The sequence below is a fragment of the Paenibacillus shenyangensis genome (assembly GCF_000346635.1).
Classification (GTDB): domain Bacteria; phylum Bacillota; class Bacilli; order Paenibacillales; family Paenibacillaceae; genus Saccharibacillus; species Saccharibacillus dauci.
The window spans coordinates 18,737-35,132 of the sequence record NZ_AOIG01000035.1 but is presented as its reverse complement, the minus strand read 5'-3'; the positions used below and the strand labels follow the sequence as shown (position 1 = coordinate 35,132).

Annotated in this window: 14 protein-coding genes and 1 other annotated feature; of the genes, 4 read left to right on the top strand and 10 right to left on the bottom strand. The window is 47.1% G+C overall.

Annotated features, from left to right (window positions below; all coding sequences use genetic code 11):
• Window positions 1-158 precede the first annotated feature (158 nt).
• From H065_RS0123700 to H065_RS0123690, 3 genes are all read right to left on the bottom strand, one after another.
• A complete protein-coding gene (locus H065_RS0123700; RefSeq protein WP_017815591.1) occupies window positions 159-2,174 on the bottom strand; it encodes a peptidoglycan D,D-transpeptidase FtsI family protein in 2,016 nt (671 codons plus the stop codon).
• Between the two features lie 269 nt (window positions 2,175-2,443).
• On the bottom strand, window positions 2,444-3,598 hold the full coding sequence (locus tag H065_RS0123695) for a transglutaminase domain-containing protein (protein WP_017815590.1): 1,155 nt from the start codon (window positions 3,596-3,598) through the stop codon (window positions 2,444-2,446).
• A 33-nt stretch (window positions 3,599-3,631) separates the two neighbouring features.
• On the bottom strand, window positions 3,632-4,087 hold the full coding sequence (locus H065_RS0123690) for a VHS/ENTH/ANTH domain-containing protein (protein WP_017815589.1): 456 nt from the start codon (window positions 4,085-4,087) through the stop codon (window positions 3,632-3,634).
• A gap of 216 nt (window positions 4,088-4,303) precedes the next feature.
• On the opposite strand from H065_RS0123690, the gene H065_RS0123685 reads away from it, so the two are divergent.
• Complete coding sequence (locus H065_RS0123685; RefSeq protein WP_017815588.1) at window positions 4,304-4,648, top strand: toprim domain-containing protein; 345 nt, start codon at window positions 4,304-4,306, stop codon at window positions 4,646-4,648.
• Between the two features lie 125 nt (window positions 4,649-4,773).
• Here the strand turns inward: H065_RS0123685 and cyoE are convergent, their stop codons facing one another.
• The gene (cyoE, locus tag H065_RS0123680) at window positions 4,774-5,697 is read right to left on the bottom strand and encodes a heme o synthase (RefSeq protein WP_443146864.1); all 924 of its coding nucleotides are present in this window, start codon (window positions 5,695-5,697) and stop codon (window positions 4,774-4,776) included.
• 438 nt (window positions 5,698-6,135) lie between these two features.
• On the opposite strand from cyoE, the gene H065_RS0123675 reads away from it, so the two are divergent.
• On the top strand, window positions 6,136-7,131 hold the full coding sequence (locus H065_RS0123675; RefSeq protein ID WP_017815586.1) for a metal-dependent hydrolase: 996 nt from the start codon (window positions 6,136-6,138) through the stop codon (window positions 7,129-7,131).
• Window positions 7,132-7,366: 235 nt separating this feature from the next.
• Here the strand turns inward: H065_RS0123675 and H065_RS0123670 are convergent, their stop codons facing one another.
• From H065_RS0123670 to H065_RS0123660, 3 genes are all read right to left on the bottom strand, one after another.
• Window positions 7,367-8,296 (bottom strand): ABC transporter substrate-binding protein, encoded by a 930-nt coding sequence (locus tag H065_RS0123670; protein WP_017815585.1) that lies wholly within the window; start codon window positions 8,294-8,296, stop codon window positions 7,367-7,369.
• Window positions 8,297-8,401: 105 nt separating this feature from the next.
• Window positions 8,402-9,406: a FecCD family ABC transporter permease gene (locus H065_RS0123665; protein WP_026136414.1), complete on the bottom strand. Its 1,005-nt coding sequence runs from the start codon at window positions 9,404-9,406 to the stop codon at window positions 8,402-8,404.
• 21 nt (window positions 9,407-9,427) lie between these two features.
• Window positions 9,428-10,432 (bottom strand): FecCD family ABC transporter permease, encoded by a 1,005-nt coding sequence (locus H065_RS0123660; protein WP_026136413.1) that lies wholly within the window; start codon window positions 10,430-10,432, stop codon window positions 9,428-9,430.
• A 383-nt stretch (window positions 10,433-10,815) separates the two neighbouring features.
• On the opposite strand from H065_RS0123660, the gene H065_RS0123655 reads away from it, so the two are divergent.
• Window positions 10,816-11,001, top strand: coding sequence for a hypothetical protein (locus tag H065_RS0123655; RefSeq protein ID WP_017815582.1), 186 nt, complete (start codon window positions 10,816-10,818; stop codon window positions 10,999-11,001).
• A gap of 1 nt (window position 11,002) precedes the next feature.
• Here H065_RS0123655 and trpS read toward each other — a convergent pair whose 3' ends face one another.
• Entirely contained in the window at window positions 11,003-11,992 is a 990-nt protein-coding gene (trpS, locus tag H065_RS0123650) for a tryptophan--tRNA ligase (protein WP_017815581.1), read from the bottom strand.
• Window positions 11,993-12,154: 162 nt separating this feature from the next.
• Window positions 12,155-12,429 (bottom strand) — a binding site (T-box leader).
• Between the two features lie 128 nt (window positions 12,430-12,557).
• On the opposite strand from trpS, the gene H065_RS0123635 reads away from it, so the two are divergent.
• On the top strand, window positions 12,558-13,535 hold the full coding sequence (locus tag H065_RS0123635; protein ID WP_017815578.1) for an aldose 1-epimerase: 978 nt from the start codon (window positions 12,558-12,560) through the stop codon (window positions 13,533-13,535).
• Window positions 13,536-13,764: 229 nt separating this feature from the next.
• Here the strand turns inward: H065_RS0123635 and H065_RS0123630 are convergent, their stop codons facing one another.
• Together H065_RS0123630 and H065_RS0123625 are read right to left on the bottom strand one after the other, a co-directional pair.
• Complete coding sequence (locus tag H065_RS0123630; protein WP_017815577.1) at window positions 13,765-14,172, bottom strand: hypothetical protein; 408 nt, start codon at window positions 14,170-14,172, stop codon at window positions 13,765-13,767.
• Window positions 14,173-14,474: 302 nt separating this feature from the next.
• A complete protein-coding gene (locus H065_RS0123625) occupies window positions 14,475-16,280 on the bottom strand; it encodes a M3 family oligoendopeptidase (RefSeq protein ID WP_017815576.1) in 1,806 nt (601 codons plus the stop codon).
• Window positions 16,281-16,396: the final 116 nt, after the last annotated feature.

Here is a 16,396-nt window from a genome sequence, read left to right as displayed (position 1 = left end):
CGACCTAACAATACTATATCATTATTGTTTATTATCCATAAAAAGAAACAGGGAGCAAACGTTATATCGTCTGCTCCCTGCTGCCTAACTATGATTATCCGTCTAGGTTTAGCCCTTATACTCAATGACTGTCTAAACCGAAAATTCATCTTACTTTATTATTGATTGCTGTCCTGTGCTTCTGTATCTGCCGCAGTTGTCTTTTTCGGTATGCCATCCAGACCGTATTCCTGATCATAGGCTTCGAAAATTTTGCGTGCTACCGGGGCAGCACTCTGTGCCCCGAATCCACCTTCCGGAATAACTACAGCTACGGCCAGTTTGGGATTCTGACGTGGAGCGAACGCAATAAATACCCCGTTATCGACAGTATGTCCATAAATAGATTGCTCGGATGTACCTGTTTTACGAGCAACATCATATTTGTAATCTTTGAATACTGGTACATCACTGCGCATACCGTTGATCGCTGTGTTCCAATATTCATCCGGCAGATTGATCGTATTCACAACTTCCGGCTTGAATTCTTTGACCGTATTCCCCTCAGAGTCAGTAATCTTGCTGACAAACTGTGGTTTTAGACGCTTGCCTTTATTCGCGAGGGTAGTTACGTACTGAGCCAGCTGCAATGTTGTATATTTCCCCTGCTGTCCAAAGGAAGCAAACGCCATCGCAGCCTGGGCACTACCTGCAGCTTCCAAGTTCATATATTCACCTGAACCTTTACTTTCGCCAGGCAGCCCACTTTTCGTAGATATGCCTAATCCAAATTGCTTCATATATTTATCCCATACATTAATCGAGTCTGCCTGATATTTACGATATAAAGGCAAGCCCACTTCATCGATCATAAATGCATTAGAAGAATGCTGAATTGCTGTAGATGGTGTCAAATAACCATATACGTGACCGCTGGAGTTACGTACTCTGGTCTCATGACCTTCTTTACCGAACTCGGCATAACCTCTATCTTGATATCCTGATCCAGGTGAAATCAGTCCTTCTTTGAGTCCAATCAGTACGGTAAGCGGCTTGATAACCGATCCCATCAATACCATGGAGGAAGCATGACCTTCACGATATACTTCTTTGATCGTACCGTTGGCAACATGAGGCTGGATTTCTTTGTACGTTTCGTCTGTCATGTTTTCCCAGACGTTGGTATCGTAGTCTGGCATACTGGCCATGGCTACAACTTTACCCGTACTTACTTCCATTGCTACGGCATAGCCTGTCTGGGCGTTAGGTGCATAAGAGCTGCCGCTTCGATAGGAATGCAGATAGGACAGCTGATCGGTAATCGCTTTTTGGGTAGCCAGCTGTACATTTTTATCGATCGTCATCCAGACGTTATTTCCCTTTTGCGGAGCAGTCAATTCAGTTCGACCTGTAGCAATATTGAGTGAGTTGACAGGCGTTGTTTTCAGACCATTTTTACCGCGCAGCTCATCCTGGTACGCATACTCGATACCATCTACACCCACATACTCGGTAGACAGATATTTCTCATCTGCATCTGTTACTCTGGCTTTGTTAATGTAATGATCCATCGTCGCGCTGACGCCACTGAACTGGCGCAGGTAACCAACTGTCTGTGTTGCCACTTGATCGGTATCATAGTGACGTACACTTTCCTCGACAATCTCGATTCCCTTGAACTCATCCTTGTGTTCCAGGAAATGGGCGATTTCTTCATTGGTCAGATTCTTTTTGATTCGTCTTGGCGTGTATCCAAATTGTACCTTGGATTCAATATCCATCGCTTTGATGATCTGCTCGGCAGTCATTTTTTCCTTGGGATCGCCATATTCATTAAATACTTTTTTGAGCTTGCCGACAATTTCATATAATTCCGGCTTATTCTTTTCCAATTTGTAATTTTTGGTCAATGTAAAATAGAGCGATTGCGAGGACGTGGAATACGCGATTCGAGCTTTACCCGACGCATCCATAATATTTCCGCGAATCGGTGGAATTGGCGTACTCTTGGTCGAGATGCTTGCTTCCTTTTCCCTCAGTGTGGGTCCTTCGACGAATTGGAGAATCGCCAGCCTTACAATCAGGACAGTAAACACAATAAATGTCGCAAAAAAGAAAACGTTCAGACGGATAGAGAACTGACGTTGATTTCGAAGTTCGCGCTTGGACGACTCATCAATACCCGATTTCTTCATTTCTTGATCTTTCTCCTTCTTTTCACGACATCACAAGAAAGCACCTGTTTATAAGGCACGGTCTTGTAATGCCTGATCGTTCAAATGTATCTGATTACCTTGGTATAGATGCCGCTATTCACAGATACCTTCTTACGAATGGTACTGTATTGTGCGGTTTGGGACTCTACGACTCAACATGTACTCTATATATTAGCATAGCCGACAGGCGATTGAGAAATTTCGCGTTTAGCTGTCGAATCACTGGATTCGGAGCCTGCCAGTGCACCTTATAATACGCTTTGTTCAATATGGGTCTCTGCAAATTTGGGCGGGTTAAACCAGTTGCCTGCAGACGCCCACGTCGGATCAAGCGGTACCCACTGTTGCTGATCCGGCAGATATACCTGGTTCCAGGCATGCGGTCCGTAACCTCCCTGACCGTTATAACCGAGCCCGGTAACGACCCGCACTTCAATTCCTTGCGACCGAGCCATTACCGCATACAGACGGGCATAATCGATACAGACGCCCATTCGGGTAGCAAAAGTATCTTCCGGTGTCTGTTCATGCCATACGCCGCGCTGCTCATAATCTGTAACTTTGCCATAGTCATAACTAACCCGTGAACCAACCCATTCGTATAAGCGCTGCGCCTTGTCTTCTGTTCCGCTTGCACCCGATACGACGGATGCCGCCGCTTCCTCGATATCCGCAGGAATACTGCGATCGACTACATCGTATTTACGCTGGAAAATACCGGTCAGCTCCTGCTCCACGGCACTCGTGAATACAGGTAAGGTATTCTTGACAAAGGAACCTGTAAGCGGCTGTACGACAGCTGTAACCGTATGACTATAGAGCGAGGAAGCTTCTACATAAGAGGACATTTTCGTATTGGGATAGAGGCTGATCGCGATAAAGAGGGCCAGAATAACAATCCCGCAGCGCAGTAGTCCATTCACGAGTCCAATGCCACCGCCCAGTACACGGCTGAACCACGAAGAACGACGTTCTTCCATAGGCAGACCTCCCTGCCGCCACCTTTCCGGCAGCAGCATTACAGCAAGCAATGAAAAGGAAATACTCGCTACCACATAGCTCAGCATAAATAGCACTACAAAGCGCAGAAGTGAGAACTCCGAGATCAGATAGACCGCCGAGTAGTACATTTCCCACCACCATTGTAATTCTCCCTGCGGTACGGACGAAGATACCTGCTTTGCCCAAGTCTGTACATGTGGAGACACCCACAGGGCAAACGGAGCAGCCAGAATAATCGCAATGATTGTCAGCAGCGTACGACTTGCCCATGAGAACAGCATGCCGGCTGAACGGACCACACCATGACGGATTCCCTGCAGTACGGATATCAGCACGATGCCATAGAACAGACAGGAGACCAGACTGCTATCGAATAATGCTTGGATACTGCTCAGATCCATACATGCGTTCCTCCCATTTGATCAGACTGTTCATCAGGAGGAAGCTCCTGCAGCTGTATTTTTCTTGGCCTGGTCAATCATTGAACGAATGGTACTGTTAATCTCCCATTCTCCCAGAGGAACACCACGGAAAGTTACTCCGACTTTGCCTGCTCCCGGCGTGCCTTTCAATTCAATCGTGTCGGTCTTGATGGTATAGGTGCCATCACCGTTCTGGATAAAGCGGGCACTCTTCGCTTCGTCTTTCATCACATCCATCGCCTGCTCCTGTAGAGCGGCTACGGTCTGACCGGTTACGCCGGAGACGGTATCACGGATCTGATCGATAGAAATTCCACTATATATGCACACGGCGACGACAATGATAATAACGATCAGCCATTTGATCACCGTTTTGACCAGATTAATAACCATAAACAATATAATCAGGGCTACCAGAATGATCAGCCAGTTCTGCCTGAAAAATTCGCTCCATACCTGCCAATCCATCTTGTTTCCCCTCCTGCATTTTGCATCTGCTGAGTCAAATTCAGCACAATTGGTGTATTCATTACAATTCAGAGATTTATCATTAGGCTGCCAATTGGGTCGGCAAGCTAGAATCATTATAACCGAAGTATATACAGGGTGTCAGCAGTTTCCCGCACTCCTGTTTTTGCATCGGAACCTCGCTATCCGATACCATTATTTATAGAGGTGATGACCTTGATTCATATTATTGTAGAAGGCAAAAATGACCGTAGCAAGCTGCGAAGACTGCTTCAACCCGAAGTAGAGATTTTATGCACCTTTGGCACACTGAATTCGCAAAAGCTGGAGAAGCTGCGCAAGCAGGTTGGCCAGGACGAAGTGTATCTGTTTATGGACAACGATCCATCCGGTCGCAAAATACGTGCTGTTTTGAGCGATACTTTTCCGGATGCCACCCATATGTATACCCGGCGCGGCTATGCAGGTGTAGAAGGCACACCGGACGAATACGTGGTTGCCCAGCTGGAAAAAGCAGGACTGGACGAGTACATTATCGATCCCGGGCCTTCGTGGTCATAAATCGATTTTTGCCTATTAAAAATGCCGCAGAGATGAAGAACACTCTGCGGCTACAATAATAAAGTATCCGGTATTACCCGGGAAATGGGAGCTGTAAAACTTCAATTTGTACTCTATTATGGCTTTTATTTATGAACAGTATCAATAATCATCAGAATAAAGCTTAATGTGAGATAGTTAATGGAGAAAATAAAAGCTGTTTTCGCCCATTTATCTGTATCCGGTTTGCGGAAGCCTGCTACTGCCATGAACAGCCATACGACTGATAATACCAGCGATACAATCATGTAAATGACTCCGGTATAGTTGTACACATACATCAGAATCGGAATAGGAATCAGCAGCGCAATGTACGGCAGCATCTGATACTTGGTCCGCGTAATTCCTTTGACAACAGGAAGCAGTGGGAAGCCTGCAGCACGATATTCTTCCACACGACGAATACCGAGTGCCCAGAAATGCGGCGGTTGCCATAGGAACAACATCGCGAACAACAGCCAGGCGGCCAGATCAATATGATTGGTTACTGCTACATAGCCGATTACAGGCGGCATCGCACCGGAGATTCCACCGATGGAAGTACTCCATGTAGACGAGCGCTTCAGCCAGAGCGTATAGATAACCACATATACGAACATGCCGAGTACCCCGAGCGCTGCCGCCAGCAAGCCGGAGAATATGGCGAGTACACCCAGACCGAGTATACCGAGTCCTATAGCATACCAGAGAACTACATTCGGTGACAGGCGGCGTGTAGCCAGTACACGATCCTGTGTCCGTGCCATCTTGGTATCCAGATCACGGTCAAAATAATTGTTAAATACACACGAAGAAGCCATAACGAGCATGGTGCCGAGCAATGTCCAGATCAGATGTATAAAATGAACATTCCAGCCGGAAGCAAGCCAAAAGCCGCCAAACGTAGCCACCAGATTCGATCTCAGAATCCCGGGCTTGGTTAAAGCGACAAAATCTCTCCAGGTCACGGCCTGGTCTTGCGGAGACGGGCTTACGAACGTTGTGGAATCCGGGGGAGTTTGATAACCCAAATGTTTATCCACGTTTATAAGTTCCTCCTTAATATTCAGCTAATAACAGCCGATGAGTAAACAAGAAGCATAATCACAAAAATATTCACTCTCTGTATATCATCTGCAAATGCGTTATGCATTTTTACAGATTTTCACAAAAAGTGAATAAAATAAATCACCCAAATAATTGCTCTATAAACTTTATCATACCTGTATACAAAAGTCTTTGGAATTCAGTGGTAGGATCGGTCATTATTATGACAATTTATTGACAAGGTGCTGAATTCATCGTGCTTTAATATTTTCGTCTTCCGTTTATGGTAAACTACACACTAACTGGAACAGATATATAGTATAGAGACAGAATACTGCAGTACTCCTGCTTTTACTGTCGCGTCAGACCTCCTATTCCTCATGAATACGGACATCCTGAAAGTCATAAGGAGAGAATACCGAATGGATACTGCTACCCATTTTGCCATGGGTTTTGGACTTGCCGGACTTGCCTATGTTGATCCTGTTGTTGCTTCCGATCCGCGGCTTGCTATTGCCGTTATGGTCGCTACAATTGTAGGTTCACAGGCGCCGGACTCCGACACCATTTTACGACTAAAAGATAATGCGACCTATGTGCGCAATCATAGAGGTATCACCCACTCCCTGCCGTTTATGGCACTGTGGATTGCACTGATCAGCGGATTTACGTCGCTGTTGCTGCACCAGGAAGGCTTCTGGCATATTTTGCTATGGACAGCTGTAGCCGTCGTACTACATGTGTTTACCGACTTGTTTAATACGTATGGTACCCAGGCGGTGCGTCCGTTTAGCGAGACATGGATTTCATGGAATATTATTAATATTTTTGATCCATTTATTTTCGGTACTCATATCGCAGCCTTAATTTTGTGGATTACGGGATTGGTAGCGCCTGCTCCATTATTTGTAACCCTGTATGTGGTTATCGCGCTGTACTATGTATGGCGTACGCTGACTCACTGGTATCTGACCCGCAAAGTCGAGCAGATGGATATCGAGGACGGACGCTCTCCGGAGCCAGATGGTCACTATATACTCATCCCTACGATTTCCCTGCGCCGCTGGCATGTGGTTCATGCCAAAAAAGACGGCAGCTACCGGATTGGCTGGTATAGCCCGGACAAGCTGATCTGGATCGACTCGATTCAGTCCATGAGTCATCCGGCGATCGAAGCTTCACGCAGTCATCGCGATATACGCGCACTCCTGTACTTTTCTTCCTACACGGTCTCCGAGGTAGAAGAAACATCGAACGGTTATATTGTACGCTGGGCGGATGTACGTTATCGCCATCGTCGTCAGTATCCGTTTGTGGCAGTTGTTGTGATGGACGAAAATTACCAGGCGATTGATTCCTATGTAGGCTGGCTGAGTCCCGACAAAATGAACGACCGACTCAGTCTGCATATGAGCTAACAATTACATTTGATAAGATGAAATGAATAAAGCCCCTGCTTTTCCATGTACCGATTAGGATGGAGATCCTTTTGGTGGTGGGAAAATTGCAGGGGCTTTTTGGTGATTAGATTCATCCACTTCAATCTTCAATCTTCAATCTTCAATCTTCAATCTTCAATCTTCAATCTTCAATCTTCAATCTTCAATCTTCAATCTTTCCAATTATCAAAATAAGTTTGGGAGAAACAAGCTTTTATTTGGAAAATAACTGTTCGGCATCATCCAGTGCCATACTGTGACCGAGGGAAGAGTAATCCAGCCACTTTTGTCCATCCAGCATATAGACATGCTTTTCTTTTACCGCTTTGAGATTCTGCCAGACCGGATTGGATTCCAATGCGTCGAATGTCGCTTGCGCTTCACTGCCTTTACTGATAATAACGAAGATCGCATCAGCATGGTAATCCGGCAGTACTTCTTTGGAGATTAAAGCGAATGGTTCCGTAGCTGCAATATCGGCTACTCCATCCGTAGGCTTGAGCTTTAGATCGTTATACATAATCGGACCAAGCGGTCTGCCAGTGCTCATTACGCGCAGCTCCTTGGCTGTTGCACGAATCGCCATGACTTTGGCATCGGCGCCCAGTTTGGCATGGATCATTTCGCTTACTTTGGCAGCTTTGGCATCATAGGTTTTGATAAATTCATCTGCCTGCTGGGTACGTCCTGTATGGGTGGCGATCTGTTTGAGTTGGTCCTGCCAGGTTCCCTGATCCATATCGATTACGATTGTTGGAGCAATAGCTTCGAACTTGGCCAGATCTTTGCCAGAGTATTCTTTATCGATATAAATCACGTCCGGCTGCAGAGAAAGCAGTGCTTCCATATCCGGATCAGCGACCGATCCCAGCTTGGTTGTACCCTGCAGCTGATCGGCTACATGCGGCAGAAAGTCTTTGACATCACCGCCGACTACAGAGCCAACAGGCTTGATACCCAGAGCAAGCAGATTATTGGTAATATGAATCGACATGGAAGCGACCCGTGCGTTGGCATCATGTGTGATAGTACCATTTGTTGTTTGGACGGCTGTACCAGATGGTGCAGCTGCTGGTTGTCCGCAGCCTGCCAGCAATGCCATCATAATACCAATAACTATAATAAGATGCGGTTTTTTGAACATATTATAAAACCTCCACATAGATGAGTTACTTTTATTCATTGCTCCGGTCCGGAATCCGAACCCCTTTACTACTTATTCAATATCGTTTCTGTGTCTCCATCATTATTAGAATTTACTTTTAAATAATAAATACAAAAAATAAGGACCACCGATCGCAGCTACCACTACACCAGCCGGTACAGCATTGGGGTGAAAAATCGAGCGTCCTATCGTATCGGCTGTCAGCAGAATCACCACACCGAGCAGTGCAGCTGCTGGCATAAAGTAACGGTGCTGCGTGCCGGCGAGCTGCCTGGCTATATGTGGAGCAATCAATCCAATAAATCCTATCGAACCCACCATAGCTACACTCGCGGAAGACAGGGCAACTGCCAGCAGCATTAGACCAATTCGGTTCCGATTGACCTGACTGCCTATACCGGAAGCCAGCTCATCTCCCAGCGTGAACAAATCCAGATAACGCGAGTGCCAGTACACCAATGGCAAGAGCAATATAATCCAGGGCAGCAGCGTCCATACATGAACCCAATCTCTGGCCCAGACGCTGCCTGCCAGCCATGTCGCTGTAAACGTATATGTATCCTCATCCAGCTTCAATGACAGCAATAGTGTGATCGCGCTGATCCCGGCGGCTACTGCAATACCAACCAGAATCATACGGATCGGCAATAGTCCTCGCTGACGGTCATAAGACAGCAGGAAAATAACCACTGCCGTCAATACCCCGCCTGCAAAAGTGAACAGTGGGATCATCAGGGATACCGGACCGTCCATGGTACGGAAAAAGGATACAAAAACAATCAACCCGAACCCTGCCCCGGCATGAATACCGAGTACACCAGGATCAGCCAGAGAATTGCGGGAAGTACCTTGCAGAATCACACCAGCTACCGCAATACCCGCTCCAGCCAGAATCGTGATCAGGATGCGGGGTAACCGGTAATCGAACATAATCATATGTTCCTGTCGGGTGCCAAGTCCCAGCAGCGTGTACAATACCCGTAGCGGAGACAGACGAATTGTCCCTGTATTGATACTAATCAGGATGACTACAATCGAGATGACCAGCAGTATAATGCTCACCCACCAGGCACGACGTGCACGCTGCATTTGCATATGATGTAGATTCATTTACAGTTCTCTCCCTTCTCGCCTTGCCAGATAAAGGAAAAAGGGAACTCCGACCATCGCTACCATCGCTCCGATAGCAAACTCCCTGGGCGGCTGAACTATACGCGAAGCAAGGTCTGCCCACACCAGCAAAATTGCTCCCAGCAGCGCAGACAACGGAATGACTGCGCGATAATCCACGCCAATCAGACGTCTTGCCATATGCGGTACAACCAGACCCACAAAACTGATTGATCCAGCCGCCGATACCGATACACCTGCCAGAATAACAACTAAAGTCAGCGCTATCACCTTTATGTAGCGGACCCGTATTCCCAGATTGATTGCCGACTCATCCCCCAGCGACAAAAAAGTAATCGGTCGCCCCAACAAAATGGCCCCTATCATCGCCAGTACAATCACCGGTGTAATCAACTGTAGATGAGCCCATGTAATCCCGCTCACCCCTCCGGCATACCAGAAAGCCAGATCCTGGCTGAGATCAAAGTAAATCGCTACGCCGGTGCTAAAAGAGTGCAGCATTGTGGCAATCACTGCCCCGGCTATCGTCAACTTCATCGAAGTCAGCCCTCCCGGTGTGGCAGAGCCAAGCAGCAAAATAAGCAGTGTAGCCAGTGCCGCACCAGCAAATGACAATAGCATCAGCTGTAAATAAGAAACTCCCGGAATAAATGCAAAACTTAGTGCCACCACTGCTGCCGAACCTGCATTGATCCCCAGAATACCGGTATCCGCCATCGGGTTGCGTGTTACTCCTTGCATCATGGCACCTGCCGTACCAAAAGCCAAGCCGATTACAGCTGCACCCAGAACGCGCGGCAATCGCAAATCATGTACAATCTGATGGGAAGTCAAGCCTGGATCATAATGCCATACAGCAGACCAGACTGCAGACAGTGTCAGTTCTTTTGCCCCATAGGACACAGCGAAAAAGACCGACAGCAGTAGTCCCGCTGCGGCAGCCAGAAGCCAGATCCCGATTTGCAGTTGTCTACCAAATACCATATTTGTCCATAGCCATCCTTTCCAAATAATATTGATAATCATTATCAGTATAGCATAGCTTTATTTTTCGCCCCACCGATAATTAAAGGCAGGAATGGAGATGTCTGACAATACACTTCTTTTATCAATTACAAAAAAGCCCCTTTTCAGATCCAAAAGCAAAAGAATACCCAGAGGCATTCCAGCTTTTTTAACCGAAAAAGGGCCTACGCGTACTACAATGGTAACGATGATAGGCAGCCGGCATATGGAAACTTCCGACAGATTCGCTTGACCCATGACCAGCGGTCAGGCACAATGGATATAAGCATTGTTATACGCTTACATCACCTACAACTATTTATTTTATCTATATTCTATTTTTTCAGGAGGCTGTTATCCCTATGAGTAAAGGTCTTTCCCTCTGGTTTGCTGTTTCTTCGATTATGCTGCTGCTGTTTTGTGCTATTGCGATCTCCCATTCTGCGTGGCTCGCAGTACTGCTAGGCGTACTCGGCGTCGCCAATATCGGCTGGGGCTTTGTAATCAAAGCCAAGCGGGAACGCCGCAGCAGCAATCATCCGGCCTGAATCAGAATCCTTTAGGCAGGAATCCCATCTTGTCTTTTACTCCGGTCAGAATTTTCTCCGCTGCGGCCTGTGCATTTTCGGCACCCTGGCGGAGAATATCACGGACCTCACCCGTTTGACGAATCTCCTGATACCGCTGCTGCAGCGGCTCCAATCCGGCTACTACCACTTCAGCCAGATCTTTTTTGAATGTTCCATACATCTGTCCTTCAAATTTATCCGCCACCTCGGCCAGGGATAATCCCGAGAACTGGGAATAAATCGTCATCAGATTGCTGACTTCCGGCTTGTTTGCTGGATCATATTGCACTTCACGGCCGGAATCTGTTGTTGCACGGCTGATTTTTTTGCGAATTACACTTGGCGGATCGAGCAGGGCGATATAGCTGCCTGTATTCGGGTTGCTCTTGCTCATTTTTTTCGTACCGTCATCCAGTGACATGATGCGTGCGCCCACTTCCGGAATATAAGGCTCCGGCAAAGTAAAGAATTCACCGAATCGATGGTTGAAACGTGCTGCCAGATCGCGAGTCAGCTCCAAATGCTGCTTCTGATCATCACCAACCGGTACCACGTCGGCATTGTACATCAGAATATCTGCTGCCATCAGTGCCGGATAGACGAACAGTCCTGCACCTACATTTTCTTTGCCTGCCGACTTGTCCTTGAACTGGGTCATACGCTCCAGCTCGCCCATAGAAGCCAGTGTCGTCATAATCCATCCGAGTTCTGCATGTTGTGGAACATGGGACTGCAGGAAAATATTCGCTTTGGATGGGTCCAGTCCTGCCGCCAGATACAGAGCCGCGACCGATTCGGATGCTTCCCGCAGTGCTGCAGGGTCCTGTGCCACAGTGATGGCATGCAAATCCACTACCATAAAGTAGCAGTTATATTCATTTTGCAGCTCCACAAAGTTTTTGATTGCCCCGATATAGTTACCGATCGTCAATAGACCGCTTGGCTGAATGCCGGATAATACAGTTTTCATTGGTGTTCCTCCTCAAGTTGATGATGCATGGGAATAAGTACAGAGACAGGATCGGACATGATGCATCTGATGGATTTGCCAGATGAGCTGATTGCAGCTTATACTCTGCTCCACTCAGGATACTCTGCCTGTAAAATGGAACGCAAAAAAGCCACACATCCAGCAAGGGACGTGTGACCGTGGTGCCACCCTCATTTACCGGTATCACTTGGCTGCAGTACTATATCCTAGTTCCGCAGCACAGACAGAGTCCGGCCTCATACAGGTTCCGTTAACGGTGAACCAACCGGCCAGCCTAATCCGGACGCCTCCTCAGAGGTCCATTTCAGCCAGGCACTCCAGAGTCCATTCAGCAGACCATCTTCACCGGTTCGCATCTACCACCGGCTTTCTGGAGAAGCATTCTTCTGCCTACTATTCTCTATCATCGTATTCCCAGTATCTTGCACTCATCATAATTCCCAAATCCGTAAATGTCAAATCGCTTTTTATCCGTAAAATCTGGTATGATAACTGTATTATTCTCACTCCCATTTGTTCTGAAAGATCAGGAAGGAGCAGCACAATGAAAGTGACCAAAGGAACCTGGAACAATTATGATACGTACATTTTAAAAAGCAAGCAGCTTGAAGTCACTCTGCTGCCCAAGCTAGGCAACAATGTTATCGGTATTCGTGACCTACAGGAGAATCGTGACATTCTTCGCCGTCCAGAAGAAAGCGATCTGGATTTTTATTTACAAAAGCCCTATCACTTTGGTATGCCCATGCTGATGCCGCCCGGCCGGATTCGCCGCGGGCACTTTGAGTATGATGGTGTAGAGTATCAGTTTGATCAGAATACTGCCAATGATAATCATATCCACGGCCTGCATCGTACTCAGCCATGGCGTGTATCCGATATTGACGAGAACGATGCCGGCTGCCAGATCGTTACCGAACTGCTGACTACGGATGATCCCAACTGGATCAGACAATATCCGACGCCGCTCAAGCTTGAAATGACCTTGCAGCTGCAAGGCACTTCACTGATGCAGCGCCTCAAAATTACCAATCTGGGCGAGCATTCGGCTCCATTTGGTTTTGGACTGCATACCTGGTTCCTGCTGGATGGCGAACCCGAGCGCTGGACGCTCAAGATTCCGGTCAGCGATCAGTTGCTTCAGGACGAAGAGCAGATTCCAACAGGTGAAGTCGTACCGCTGGACGAATGGGAAGAGCTAAATACCGGCATGAATATGGCAAACCGCAACTGGGACAATCTGCTGCGAATCGGTGACAAACGTCCGGTTAGTGCAGAGCTGAAACGTGATGATGGCTACGGTCTGCGTTATTCGGCTGATCCGGATTATTTCAAATACTGGGTATTGTATACCAAGGGTGAAAGCGATCAATTTCTCTGCATCGAGCCGTATACCAGTCTGCCGGATGCTCCAAATTCATCACATCCACAGCAGTTTACCGGATTGATCGAACTCCATCCGGGCGAACCGGTAGAACTGAGTCTGCAGCTGGATGTTATCGAGAAATTTACACTTCTATAATGAATATCAAATAAAAAGGGCCTCCCATCGGGAAGCCCTTTTTGCCATTGTTCGATCCAGTACATCGGGTATGCGGCTCAAACGAGCCAATAAAATATAATATAAACGTATAATGGCAGTAAACATGATGCCTGTTCCGATCCAATGGCTCTACTTTTGTTTCTTGCTTCTTGTTACATCGTGCAACTCAAACTATACCTTGCTGTTTGACGATCATTTCTCCCAAAACCTACGATAATTCTGCGTTGGTATCGCTGTATGTAGCTCTAGGATAGCGAATCATGTGGTTAGCCATGTTGTAGTTGGATTCAATTACCGTATCGACCGCAATCAGCCCTTTGCGTACTGCAAATTCATAGCCGATTTCCCCATGCGTCCAATGATTTTTGAATTTTAGCGATTCAATTGCCATTTGTCGAAACGATTTGATCTGAATTGCACTCAGACCATGTTCTGGACCACTCCACTCTCCATCTCTACCGGCGATCGGATTATGCTTGATACCGAACTTTCCAATCATGTTATTACGGATTTGGATAAATACCGTTCCCGAATCCAGACAGGATAGTTCTTTTTCAAGCTCTTTAAAGACAATATCAAGTTGTCTCGCTAGAGAAACCAGATCATTCTTAGGCATTTCTTCCCCTTCTTCCCTCTTTTTGCCCTGCAAAATCAGGACTTAAGACTCATTATATGTCGGTCATTCGGATCTATCAAGCCATATTTTCATATTTAGGTATTAAGAACCATTATTCGACATAAAATTCCTTTAACTACTAAGTGACCTTATTCTAATAGATTCTTTTGAACATTGGAAGTCAGCGAAGATTTTATTACGGTGTGTCCAGCTGTATTTAACATAAAAAGCTCCTTTTATTTCGTTTGCAGAAATAAAAGGAGCTGCCATATATCATTAATTCTTAAAACTTATATACTCTATCAGGAACGAGCATAAGAAGCGGTCATTTCCAGGAACAGCTTCACATCCGCAATACCGACATCGACTGCTCCCTGCCAGAATTCAGGCTGTGTCAGATCGACACCCAGATGCTTCTGCGCCAGTTCTTCTACTGTCATGCGGCCGGTATCCTGCAGCAGTGCATCATACTTAGCGGCAAATCCGGCACCTTCCCGCTGAGCCATCGCGTAGATTCCTGTACTGAACAGATAGCCGAATGTATAAGGGAAATTATAGAACGGCACGCCTGTTTTGTAGAAATGCAACTTGGATGCCCAGAAATGCGGATGATACGACGCCAGCGTATCACAGAAGGCTTCACGCTGCGCTTCTTCCATCAGGCGGCTTAATTCTTCACTGCCCACCATACCCGAGCGGCGCTGCTCATAGAAGCGTGTCTCGAACAGGAAGCGGGCATGTATATTCATGAAAAATGCAATACTGCGCTGGATTTTGTCTTCCAGCAAAGACAGTTTTTCTTCTTCGGTTTTGGCTTCTTTAACGAGTGAATCCGCTACGATCATCTCGGCAAAAGTCGATGCCGTCTCGGCAACGTTCATCGCATACTGCTGACTGAAAGCAGGCAGATCATTCATCACATGCTGATGATATCCATGACCCAATTCATGAGCAAGTGTCGATACATTGGAGGCTGTCCCGCTGTAAGTCATGAAAATGCGTGTCTCTTTGCTCAATGGCAAAGAGGTACAGAAACCGCCCGGACGCTTGCCGGCGCGATCTTCCGCTTCAATCCAGCGTTTTTCAAACGCCTGGGTAGCGAAATCTGCCATCTCCGGATTGAACTTACGGAACTGTTCTACAATCAGATCAGCCGCATCATCATAGCTTACTTTGCTGTCGACATTTCCGATCGGTGCATCTACATCATTCCAGCTGAGCCGCTCTACACCCAGTACCTCTGCCTTGCGCTCCAGATAGGAGACAAATACAGGTTTGTTTTTGACGATAACGTCCCACATTGTATTGAGGGTCTGCTCGGACATCCGGTTAATGGCAAGCGGTTCTTTGAGTACGTTGTCCCAGCCGCGGCGATCATACAGCTTCAGACGGAAACCGCCAATATGATTCAGTGTATCCGCACAAAAGTCTTCTACACCAGTCCATGCGTCTTCCCATTTCTGGAACATTTCTTCGCGCAAGTTGCGATCCGGGTCGCTCATTTTGTTCGCTGCCTGACCTGCCGAGAGCATAACGGTCTCGCCATTTTGTTCAAAAGGAATACGCACATGGCTGACAATCGTATCGTAGAAGTCACTCCAGCCATGATAACCATCTACAGCCAGTCCCAAAGCCAGACTCTCCAGCTCAGGCGACATTTTCTCTCCGGCGACTGAACGGATTTCATTCAAGTAAAAGGCAATCGGTGCTACCTCTGGACGCTTCATCCAGTCGGCAAATACTTCATCCGGGGTATCCAGCAGAACACTCTGGAACTGTACGAACAGCGCCTGCAGATTCGCCGACAGATCGGACAATGCAGCCGATAGACGGGTAGCCTGCTTGTCACCCTGATCCTGAGCGGTCAGACAGCTGGCAAATGATCCTGCTTCGCGCAGGCGTATTCTTGTATCCTGCAGCTGCTCCAGCAGCGTATCAAATGGCTGTGTCTCTTCTACCTGCTGCGGAGCCGACAGCTGCTTTAGCTCGGACGTCAACCGGTCGATATCCTGCGTCAGTTTGCCCAGAAATACTTGTAATTGTTCGGAAGTAGAGCCTCCTGCAAAAATGGGTTCCAGATTCCAAGTTGGATTCAGCGGATGGTTCATGTTGACATCACCTTTCTGTGTAGGTCTGCATGCAGACAGAAGTAAGAATATGACCAGTGGTTAATTATGGATTGCAACAATGCCAGTGAGCGTAATTCCTCTACTTTATGCTACTC

Excerpts from the sequence above, each read along its gene's own strand:
- H065_RS0123700 (WP_017815591.1), bottom strand. The coding sequence starts at position 2,174 with ATGAAGAAATCGGGTATTGATGAGTCGTCCAAGCGCGAACTTCGAAAT.
- H065_RS0123695 (WP_017815590.1), bottom strand. The coding sequence starts at position 3,598 with ATGGATCTGAGCAGTATCCAAGCATTATTCGATAGCAGTCTGGTCTCC.
- H065_RS0123690 (WP_017815589.1), bottom strand. The coding sequence starts at position 4,087 with ATGGATTGGCAGGTATGGAGCGAATTTTTCAGGCAGAACTGGCTGATC.
- H065_RS0123675 (WP_017815586.1), top strand. The coding sequence starts at position 6,136 with ATGGATACTGCTACCCATTTTGCCATGGGTTTTGGACTTGCCGGACTT.
- H065_RS0123670 (WP_017815585.1), bottom strand. The coding sequence starts at position 8,296 with ATGTTCAAAAAACCGCATCTTATTATAGTTATTGGTATTATGATGGCA.
- H065_RS0123665 (WP_026136414.1), bottom strand. The coding sequence starts at position 9,406 with ATGCAGCGTGCACGTCGTGCCTGGTGGGTGAGCATTATACTGCTGGTC.
- H065_RS0123660 (WP_026136413.1), bottom strand. The coding sequence starts at position 10,432 with ATGGTATTTGGTAGACAACTGCAAATCGGGATCTGGCTTCTGGCTGCC.
- H065_RS0123655 (WP_017815582.1), top strand. The coding sequence starts at position 10,816 with ATGAGTAAAGGTCTTTCCCTCTGGTTTGCTGTTTCTTCGATTATGCTG.
- trpS (WP_017815581.1), bottom strand. The coding sequence starts at position 11,992 with ATGAAAACTGTATTATCCGGCATTCAGCCAAGCGGTCTATTGACGATC.
- H065_RS0123635 (WP_017815578.1), top strand. The coding sequence starts at position 12,558 with ATGAAAGTGACCAAAGGAACCTGGAACAATTATGATACGTACATTTTA.
- H065_RS0123630 (WP_017815577.1), bottom strand. The coding sequence starts at position 14,172 with ATGCCTAAGAATGATCTGGTTTCTCTAGCGAGACAACTTGATATTGTC.
- H065_RS0123625 (WP_017815576.1), bottom strand. The coding sequence starts at position 16,280 with ATGAACCATCCGCTGAATCCAACTTGGAATCTGGAACCCATTTTTGCA.